Origin of the sequence: Ferrovibrio terrae (assembly GCF_943371255.1) — a bacterium.
GTDB lineage: Bacteria > Pseudomonadota > Alphaproteobacteria > Ferrovibrionales > Ferrovibrionaceae > Ferrovibrio > Ferrovibrio terrae_B.
In genome coordinates this window covers 1-3,092 of sequence record NZ_CALRUC010000206.1, presented here as the reverse complement: position 1 = coordinate 3,092, position 3,092 = coordinate 1, and the positions used below count along the sequence as shown (strand labels likewise).

The 3,092-nt window shown below is 63.5% G+C and carries 4 protein-coding genes; all 4 read right to left on the bottom strand.

What is annotated here, in order from left to right; all coding sequences use genetic code 11:
- Positions 1 to 745 (bottom strand): ethanolamine ammonia-lyase subunit EutB (gene eutB, locus AAG799_RS22835; RefSeq protein WP_341899433.1); only part of this gene is annotated, 745 nt, incomplete at its 3' end.
- Positions 746 to 784: 39 nt separating this feature from the next.
- Positions 785 to 2,401 carry a GMC family oxidoreductase N-terminal domain-containing protein gene (locus AAG799_RS22830; RefSeq protein WP_341899431.1) on the bottom strand — a complete coding sequence of 539 codons (1,617 nt, stop codon included), beginning with the start codon at positions 2,399 to 2,401 and terminating at the stop codon, positions 785 to 787.
- A gap of 12 nt (positions 2,402 to 2,413) precedes the next feature.
- On the bottom strand, positions 2,414 to 2,770 hold the full coding sequence (locus AAG799_RS22825) for a cupin domain-containing protein (protein ID WP_341899430.1): 357 nt from the start codon (positions 2,768 to 2,770) through the stop codon (positions 2,414 to 2,416).
- Positions 2,771 to 2,790: 20 nt separating this feature from the next.
- Positions 2,791 to 3,092: ABC transporter permease subunit (locus AAG799_RS22820; protein WP_341899429.1), on the bottom strand; the 302-nt coding region annotated here is incomplete at its 5' end.

Genomic DNA, 3,092 nt, shown 5'->3' with positions numbered 1-3,092 from the left:
TCTCCGTGCCGGCAATCGACTGGAAGACGAGATCGATGGGCAGGCCGCGGTTTGCCCTCTCGATCGACGTTGTCACATGGGTCAGCACGCAGGCCTGCGTCGGAATCTCATAGCGCGCGATGATCTCGGCGAGCATTTCGACGAGATCGGAGAGACCGCCGACATTATCCGAGGCTGGATTGATGCCGATCACCGCATCACCGCAGCCATAGAGCAGTCCGTCGACGATGCTGGCGGCAATCCCCCTGCGGGCGTCGGAAGGATGGTTCGGTTGCAACCGCACCGCCATGCGGCCCTCAAGGCCGATTGTGTTGCGGAACTTTGTCACCACACGGCATTTCCGCGCGACCAGGATAAGGTCCTGGTTGCGCATAAGCTTGGATACGGCGGCGGCCATCTCGGGTGTAATGCCCGGGGCTATGCGGGACAGGGTGGCGCTGTCGCACTGATCGGATGTGAGGAAATCCCGGAAATCCCCGACCGTCAGGTGAGAAATCTCGGCAAAGGCAGCCGCATCATGACTATCGATGATCAGGCGCGTGACTTCGTCCTCCTCGTAAGGGATCAGCGCTTCGGAAAGAAATGTCGCAAGCGGCAGTTCGGCGAGCGCCATCTTCGCCGCCACGCATTCCTCTGCACTATCGGCCGCGATGCCGGCGAGGCGGTCGCCGGAGCGCGGCGGCGTCGCCTTCGCCATCAGCGTCTTCAGGTCGGCGAAGCGCCAGACCGTGCCGCGCGCCAGCATCGAATAGGTCATCGGCCCTCTCCGGAATCCGGCAATGCGTCAGCGGTGATCTGCGAGAATGAGATCGGCTGCCTTCTCTCCGGTCATGATCGCCGGCGCATTGGTGTTACCCGTGGTCAGGGTTGGAAAGATCGAGGCATCGGCGACGCGCAGCCCTTCCACGCCGTAGACCTTCAGCGCGGCATCGACGACATCCACCGCCGGATCAGGCCCCATCCGGCAGGTGCTAACGGGATGGAAGACCGTGCCAGCCCGATTGCGGCAATCCTCCAGCAGCGCCTCGTCGGAAAGCACCGAAGGCCCCGGTTCGATTTCTGCGGCGATGATCGACGACAGGGCAGAGGTTTGCGTAAATCGACGCACCATCCGTGATGCGGCGATCATGTCCTTCCGGTCACGGTCGGTCGCCAGATAATTTGGATGGATCGCCGGCGGGGCGAGTGGGTCGGAACTGCGGATTTCGAGGTGGCCGCGGCTTTCAGGGCGGGTCGGCTGGGCGGCGAGGACGAAGCCCGAGAATGGATCCGGCTTCATTAGCGGCCGCGTGCCGGGCGGCGCCTTGCTATAGCTCATCGGCGAGAAGAAAAGCTGCATGTCGGGAACCGCCAGATCCTCCCGCGACCGCATGAAACCGCCGGCGTGATTGATGCCGAGCGACAGCGGCCCCGTGCGGGCCAGGAGATACTGCAGCCCATAGCGCAGTCGCCCGGAAAGCGGCGACAGCTGATCGTTGAGTGTCGGCACCTTCGAGCGAAACATATAGTCGATGCAAAGATGGTCCTGCAGGTGGCGCCCGATGCCTTCGGCTGCAGCAACCACTGGAATGCCGAGTCGCTGCAAAAGCGCCCCCGGACCAAGGCCGGAGAGCTGGAGAAGCTGCGGCGAGTTGATCGCGCCGGCCGAAAGGATCACTTCATAGCGCGCCCGCGCTTCCCGGACCCTGCCGCCTTGACGGTAGCGGACACCGCTGGCACGCCGGCCGGAAAACAAGATCTTCTCCGCGAGCGCGCGGGTTTCAATCGTGAGATTGGCGCGGCTCTGTGCGGGCCGGAGATAGGCCCGAGCGGCCGACATGCGCATGCCGCCCTTGGTGGTGATCTGATAGATGCCGACGCCTTCGAGCGCGGGGCCATTGAAATCGTCGTTCCTGGCCAAACCGATCTCGGCGCCCGCAGCGATGAAATGCCGGCAGAGCGGATGGACATCGGCGGTCTTGGTTTCAATCGCAAGCGGGCCATCGCCGCCGCGCAGATCGCTGGCACCGCGATCGTTGCTTTCGAGTTTCCGGAAATAGGGCAGCACATCGTTCCAGCCCCAGCCGGGGTTTCCCATGGCCGCCCAGCCGTCGAAATCCGTGGCGTGACCGCGGACGAAGATCATCGCGTTGATGGCACTGGAACCGCCAAGCACTTTGCCGCGCGGCCAGTAGGACGGACGGCCGTTGAGCCCGGGATCAGGCTCGGTCATGTACATCCAGTTGACGGCGCTGTCATAGAAGGCCTTGCCGTAGCCGATCGGCACGGTCAGCCAGAAGCGCCGATCAGTCCCGCCCGCTTCCAGCAGCAGCACGGAGAATCGGCCATTTTCAGAAAGCCGGTTGGCGAGCACGCACCCGGCGGAACCCGCACCGACGACGATGAAATCATATTCAGTCATTGCGGGAGGCCCCTAACGCGCCTCGATCAGGAAAAGCTTGCGGACGGGTTCATGGATTTCCCATTCGCCGGTCCAGCCCTGCGGCAGGACGAGAAGATCGCCCGCACCGAGATGCCGTTCACCGCCGCCATCGGCGTTCTTCACCGAGGCACGGCCGGAAATGATGAAGCAGTATTCGCCGGCCGCTGTGCGGTCCGCAGTGAAGCGCCCGGGCGTGCATTCCCAGACCCCGATCTTCGTCCGTCCGTCCGGCGAGGCCCACAGAACGGCCGATGCCTCTTCCTGACCCGGAGCGAGGCTGGTTGGTTTCGGCGCGAACGGGCCGAGCGGCGTCTGGGCCAGCGCGGCGAAGGATTCAAGGCTGATCATGATATGACTTTCTATGGCGCTCAATCGGACTGCCTGCCGCCAAAGGCCTGGGCGAGCAGCATGATCACGGTGGTGATCAGGACCATGATCGTGGAAATCGCCGCGATCGTCGGGTCGATCTGGTCTCTGAGCGCATTGAACATGCTGCGGGTCAGCGTCGGGTTGTCGCCGCCGGAGATGAACATTGCCACCACCACCTCATCGAAAGATGTGAGGAAGGAGAGCAGCGCGGCACTGACCACGGAAAAGCGGATTTGCGGCAGTGTCACCGTCAGGAAGGCCTTCCAGCGCGGTGCACCGAGCGAGCGAGCGGCATTCTCCT